This window comes from Chitinivorax sp. B, assembly GCF_005503445.1.
Lineage (GTDB): Bacteria > Pseudomonadota > Gammaproteobacteria > Burkholderiales > SCOH01 > Chitinivorax.
Genome location: NZ_SCOH01000054.1, coordinates 22639 through 29822, shown reverse-complemented (window position 1 = coordinate 29822; position 7184 = coordinate 22639). Strand labels below are relative to the sequence as shown.

Here is a 7184-nt window from a genome sequence, read left to right as displayed (position 1 = left end):
AAGCGGTGGTGGTGGCCAAGGAAGGGACGGCAGGCCCACGCCTGATCGGCTACTGGCTGCCGGCGGCGGATACGGCCTTGACCGATGCCCAGGCATTGCGGCAATACCTGGCGGGTCGCCTGCCTGACTACATGGTACCGGCGGCCTTGGTGAGCCTGACGGCCTGGCCACTGCTGCCCAATGGCAAACTCGATCGTCGCGCCTTGCCAGAGCCAGAAGGCGGACTTGAACAGCGCTATGAAGCCCCAGCCACCCCGCTGGAGGAGAAAGTGGCACAGCTCTGGGCAGAGCTGCTGCAGCTTGACCGGGTGGGACGCCATGACAACTTCTTTGAACTGGGTGGACATTCGCTGCTGGCATTGCAAATGGTGGCCCGCTTGCGTAAGCAGGGTCTGGAAGGCGAAGTACGTACCCTGTTTGCTCAGCCAACGCCGGCTGGGTTTGCCGGTAGCTTGCGGCAGGCTGTCTCCGCCGTATCGCATGTGGCACGTATTCCGCCGGGTACGGCACGGATTACACCTGAGATGCTGCCGCTGATCCGATTGAACCAGCAGGAAATAGATCGCCTGGTTGAGCAGGTCCCGCAACAGGCCGCTAATGTGCAGGATATCTACCCGTTGGTGCCATTGCAGGAGGGTATCCTGTTCCAGCATCTGTTATCCGATGCTGGCGACGATTATCTGTTACCAGTCCTGATGGCTTTTGACACGCGATCACGCCTGGATGCATTTGTCGATGCACTGCAGGCGGTGATCAATCGGCACGACATTCTGCGCACCGCTGTGCATTGGGATGATTTGCCGGAACCGGTGCAGGTTGTATGGCGCGATGCGCCGCTCTCGATCGAGACGCTCCACTTTGATGCGATGGCAGGCGAGGTGGCGGAGCAGTTACGTGCCAGGTTCGATACACGCCATTTCAAACTGGATGTACGCAAGGCACCGCTGATGCATGCGGCAATGACATTTGATGCCGCCCACAACCGGTGGTTGTTGCTGCTGCTGCATCATCATCTGGCTATTGATCACACCACATTGAGCGTGATCCTGGAGGAGATTCAGGCCCATTTGCAAGGTTGGGTCGATCAATTGCCACCACCTGTTCCATTCAGCAATTTCGTCGCGCAGGCAAGGTTGGGTGTCGATAGATCTGAGCATGAAACCTTCTTCAAACGCATGCTGGGTGAGGTTGACGAACCCACCTTGCCATTCGGCTGGGCTGAAGCGTATGGCGGTGGCCAAGTTGTCGAGGCTAAAACCACCTTGTCAGATCAACTGGCGCAGCAACTACGTGTTCAGGCACGCCAGTTGGGTGTCAGCGTGGCGAGTCTCTGCCATTTGGCCTGGGCTCAGGTGTTGGGCTTGATATCCGGTCGTCACGATGTGGTGTTCGGCACGGTGCTGTTTGGGCGAATGAATGGTGGAGAGGGGGCAGACCGCGCGGTCGGCCTGTTCGTCAATACCTTGCCGATCCGCGTAACCATGGATGCGGTCAGTGTGGCTGATGCCGTAAAACGTACACATCAATTGCTGACGGAATTGTTGCGTCATGAGCATGCATCACTGGCACTGGCCCAACGATGCAGCGCGGTGCAAGCTCCAATGCCGTTGTTCACTGCGTTGTTCAACTATCGTTACAGCGGGGATGGCGAAGCCGGCATGGTACAACGGGCACAAGATGCGAGTGCCTGGGATGGGATCGATATTCTGTTTGATGAGGAACGCAGCAATTACCCGTTGAATCTCGATATCGACGATTTGGGAAATGGCTTCATTCTGACTGCGCAAGTGGCGATACCGGACATTCAGCCCGCGCGGATCTGCGGCTTGATGCAGACCGCCGTGTCGCGCCTGGTTGCAGTGCTGGAGATCGCGCCGGATACCCCATTCAACGCGATTGACGTGCTGCCGGATGAAGAGCGTCAGCAGATATTGCAGGCCGCACAGGGAACCATACTGCCCCTTCCGCAGCATCGTTGCCTGCATCAACTCTTCGAAGTGCAGGCAGCACGGCGGCCACATGCGCCTGCACTGCACCATCAGGATCAGGAATGGTCATATGTCACGCTTAATACGGTAGCCAACCAGCTTGCCGATTACTTGCGTGAACTGGGCGTCGGCCCGGATGTCCGGGTCGGTCTCAGTGTCGAGCGCGGTTTCAATATGGTGCTTGGCATGTTGGCAGTGTTGAAAGCTGGCGGATGCTATGTACCGCTTGACCCGACCTATCCAGCGGAACGCCGAGCCGCCATGCTCACAGACAGCCGGCCACTGGTCCTGCTGACGGATACACCCAGCAAAAGCACGGTACAAGCTGCCAATCCCCAGGTTCCATTGATTGACCTGGATGCCGATGCGTCGTTATGGAATGACCGTTCTGCCGATAACGTCAGTACCGACGCAATGGGGCTGACCTCACGTCATCTGGCCTATGTGATCTATACCTCCGGCTCGACTGGTGTGCCAAAAGGTGTGGCGGTCGAGCACCAGGCAGTATGCAACCAGATCACTGCATTGCAGGCACATTACCAATTGCATGAATGCGATCGGTTGTTGCAGTTTGCAGCCTATTCCTTCGACGTGGCGGTGGAGGAAATCTTCGGTGCCTTGTCGACCGGCGCGACCTTGGTATTGCGTACACCAGCATGGCTCACTGGCGCGGCCGACTTCTGGGCTCTATGCGCGCAACATCACATCAGCATTGCCAATTTACCCACTTTGTTCTGGCAACAGCTGGCATCGGCACCTGAACCCATCCCGACCACGCTCCGCCAGATCATCATCGGTGGGGACGCGGTGAGCGAGCAGGCATTGGACGACTGGTTCGCGCGCCCGGGATACCGCCCGAAGTTGAGCAACGCCTATGGTCCAACCGAAACCACCATCAACGCCACGGTACATGAGCCGACACCGGACGATGTGAGTCGACGCTCAATTGGTCGGCCACTTCCCAATGTGCGTGTGTATCTGTTGGATTCGCAATTGAAACCGGTACCGTTTGGTGCGGTGGGCGAGATTTACATCGGTGGGCCATGCCTGGCGCGGGGTTATTTGACCAATCCGGTACTGACAGCAGAACGGTTCCTGCACGATCCCTTTGCTGATGAGCGTACTGAAGCCCGAATGTATAAAACAGGTGATTTAGGGCAATGGCTCGGGGATGGCACGGTGGCATTCCTGGGACGTAATGACCATCAGGTCAAGTTACGTGGTTTCCGCATCGAACTGGCCGAAATCGAAACCCAGCTGGCACGGTGCGAAGGTGTGCGCGAAGCGGTGGTGTTGCTACGTGAAGAAGTCACAGGCGACAAGCGTCTGGTGGCTTATTTCACGGGTGAGGAGGCCCCAGCGGCCGATAGGTTGCGACAACAGCTGGCGACACGTCTGCCTGACTACATGCTGCCTGCGGCCTATGTGCATCTGCCAGCGCTGCCATTGCTCCCGAACGGCAAGCTTGACCGCCGAAGTTTACCCGCACCCGATGAAACGGCATTGGCCAAACAATCGTTCGAACCACCTGTCGGTGAAATGGAGCTGGCGCTTGCCAAACTCTGGGCCGATTTGCTAGGGACTGCCCAGATTGGCCGACATGACAATTTCTTCGGCCTTGGCGGGCATTCGCTCTTGGTCACACAACTGGTGGTGCGTATTCGGCAAGGAATGGAAGTCGAGTTACCACTGCAGGCAGTATTCACCTCACCAACGCTGGCAGAACTGGCAGAACGCGTGATCGAAGCGCAATTGTCACAGTTTGATCTGGATGATCTGGCCGAAGTCGCGCGATTGTTACAGCACGCCGACAGTGACCTGGTTTCCTGAATCCGGACCTTGATACAAAGAAATATTGATGAATAATTTTTCTCTAAAAAACTTGTCAGCGGCGGAACGCGAGCAACTGTTACGGTTGGCACAGGCTGCCAAGCTGAAACGTCAGACTCATGACACCGCGGTCATTCCCTGCGTGCCCAGAACTGGCAGCCTGCCACAATCCTTCGCCCAACAACGGCTGTGGTTCCTGGGGCAGTTCTCTGGCATCAGCGAGGCCTATCACATTCCGGGTGGCTTGCGATTGCGTGGGCGGTTGGATCGTGATGCGCTGTGTCGTGCTCTGGACCGGATCGTGGCCCGCCATGAAGCATTGCGTACCACCTTTGCGGTGGAGGACGGACAGCCGATACAGCGGATCGCATCGCCAGATTGCGGCTTCGCGCTTCGGATGGAGGACCTGAGGGGTAGTACGGAGGAGGCGTTGCAGCAACTGGCAGCGGTGGAAGCCGAGACGTCATTCGATCTTACCGCCGGGCCATTGGTGCGCGGGCGTCTGGTGCAACTGGGCGATGAGGATCACGCTATGCTGGTGACGATGCACCATATCGTGTCGGATGGCTGGTCGATGGGGGTGTTCATCGACGAGTTGAGCCAGCTCTATAGCGCATTCAGCCGTGGAGAAGCTGACCCGTTGCCCGCCTTGACCATTCAGTATGCCGACTATGCCGTCTGGCAGCGGCACTGGTTGCAGGGTGAGGTTCAGCAACGTCAGGCCGACTACTGGCAACAGACTTTGCGTGGTGCACCGGCGCTGTTGGCGTTGCCAAGCGACTACCCACGACCAGCCGAACAGCGCTACACCGGGGCTACCCAGGACGTCAGACTGGACCGAGCGCTGACCGATCGGTTGAAAGCCTTGAGCCAACGTTGCCAGACAACCCTGTACATGACCTTGCTGGCAGGTTGGGCCGTGCTGTTGGCCAGGTTGTCTGGGCAGGACGAAGTCGTGATTGGTAGCCCAGTGGCCAATCGCGGGCGAGCGGAGCTGGAGCCGTTGATCGGTTTCTTTGTCAATACCTTGGCATTGCGGATCGACACCAGCGGCGCGCCGTCGGTGGCGGACCTGCTGGCGCGGGTGAAACATCAGGTACTGGGGGCACAACACCATCAGGACTTGCCATTCGAACAGGTGGTGGAGTTGTTGCAGCCGCCACGGAGCCTGGCTCATGCACCGCTGTTCCAGGTCATGCTGACCTGGCAGAACACGCCAGAAGGCCAGCTGACCTTACCCGGACTGCAAGTGGAAGCGATCAGTGCACCGCAGGTGACTGCCCAGTTTGATCTCTCGCTGACCTTGCAGGAAACCGATGACGGCATTGTCGGTGGCCTTGACTATGCCACCGCCCTGTTCCATGAGGCCACCATCAGTCGCTATCTCAACTACTGGTACCAACTGCTGGATGCGATGAGCCGTGACGACCTGATCACCATCGATCGGTTACCGCTGCAAAGCGATACGGCACGTGCGCATGAAGTGGCGGAGTGGAACCAGACCCAGCGTGCCTATCCGCAAGGCCAGTGCGTACATGAACTGATCGAAGCCCAGGCGGCGGCGACACCGGCAGCCGTCGCGGTACGGTACCGGGGGCAGTCGCTGACCTATGGCGAGCTCAATGCGGCCGCCAACCGGCTGGCCCATCAGCTGCGAGCGCAAGGCGTCGGCCCGGGGCAGCGGGTGGCGGTATGCTCGGAACGGCATTTCGAGCTGGTGATCGGGCTGCTGGCGGTCTGGAAGGCGGGCGGTGCCTATGTTCCATTGGACCCCAATTATCCAGCCGAGCGGTTGCACTACCTGCTGACCGACAGTGCACCGGTGGTCCTGCTGGCGGATGCCGTGGGGCTGGCTGCCCTGACCGGCACCACCGTACCGGTACTGGATCTGCAGGCCACGGCGGACTGGGCCGACCAGCCTGCCGACAACCTGCCGGTCGCCCCCCTGGGCCTGACGGCCGCGCAGCCCGCCTATGTGATCTACACCTCGGGCTCGACTGGCCAACCGAAAGGGGTGGTGGTACCCCATCGCAGCCTGGTCAACCACCTGTACTGGCAAAGCGACCGCTTCGCGTTCGGGGCGGCAGATCGCATCCTGCAACGCACCTCGATCGCCTTCGACGCCTCGGTCTGGGAACTGTGGACCCCACTGGCGATCGGTGCCCGACTGGTCTTGCTGCCGGATGCGGCCGGCAAGGACCCGGCGGCGATTGCGGCCCTGATGGTGGCGGAACAGATCAACATCGTGCAATTCGTCCCGAGCCTGCTGGAAGTGATGCTGCCGGCGGCAGACGAACCATTGCCGTTCCGCTGCCGTTACCTGTTCTGCGGCGGCGAACCGTTGAGTCCGTCACTGCTGGCGCGGGTGCAACCGCTGGTGACAGAGGCCGTGGTGAACCTGTATGGCCCGACCGAAACCACCATCGACGCGAGTAGCTGGCGGTGCGAAGCCGGCGAAGCAGGACCGATCCCGATCGGCCGGCCGATCGCCAACACCCAGATCCACTTGCTGGACCGCCACGGACAACCGGTACCGTCGGGCGTCGTGGGCGAACTGTATATCGGCGGTGCCGGGGTGGCGCTGGGCTACCTGAACCAGCCGGCACTGACGGCAGCACGATTCGTAGCCGACCCGTTCAGCGCGGAGCCGACGGCCCGGCTGTACCGGACGGGCGACCTGGGACGGCGGCGTCGTGACGGGGCGATCGAATACCTTGGGCGTAACGACCACCAGCTGAAACTGCGAGGCTTCCGTATCGAACTGGGTGAAATCGAAGCGCAACTGCTCAACCACCCGTCGGTACGGGAAGCGGTGGTGGTGGCCAAGGAAGGGACGGCAGGCCCACGCCTGATCGGCTACTGGCTGCCGGCGGCGGATACGGCCTTGACCGATGCCCAGGCATTGCGGCAATACCTGGCGAGTCGCCTGCCTGACTACATGGTACCAGCGGCCTTGGTGAGCCTGACGGCCTGGCCACTGCTGCCCAATGGCAAACTCGATCGTCGCGCCTTGCCAGAGCCAGTTGATGATCGGTCGTTTGACTATGTACCACCTGAAAACGCATTTGAAGCGCAGTTGGCCATGATTTGGGAGGAAGCGTTGCGATTGCCGCAAGTTGGCGTCGAAAGCAATTTCTTTGCATTGGGTGGTAACTCGATTCGTGCCATGTTGCTGATTTCACGTTGTAACCAGGCGGGACTGCCAATCACGATCAGGGATATCTATGTTGCCCAGACGATACGGCAATTGGTGCAATTGTTGATGAGTGATGGTCGATTGCAGCAGGAATCAGTTCCTATGGCATCACTGGAAGCCATTTAGCACGTACCACACAAGTTGATTTTGACTATTTATTGAAAAGAACC

2 protein-coding genes are annotated in these 7184 nt (G+C 59.4%); both read left to right on the top strand.

Going from position 1 to position 7184, the window contains the following annotated elements; translation table 11 throughout:
* A partial coding sequence (locus FFS57_RS21990) for a non-ribosomal peptide synthetase (protein ID WP_137939986.1) occupies positions 1 to 3818 on the top strand: 3818 nt, incomplete at its 5' end.
* A gap of 28 nt (positions 3819 to 3846) precedes the next feature.
* Positions 3847 to 7140: a non-ribosomal peptide synthetase gene (locus FFS57_RS21985; protein WP_137939985.1), complete on the top strand. Its 3294-nt coding sequence runs from the start codon at positions 3847 to 3849 to the stop codon at positions 7138 to 7140.
* Positions 7141 to 7184: the final 44 nt, after the last annotated feature.

What these genes read in the sequence shown, in the direction of transcription:
- FFS57_RS21985 (WP_137939985.1), top strand. Translation starts at nt 3,847, where the DNA reads ATGAATAATTTTTCTCTAAAAAACTTGTCAGCGGCGGAACGCGAGCAA.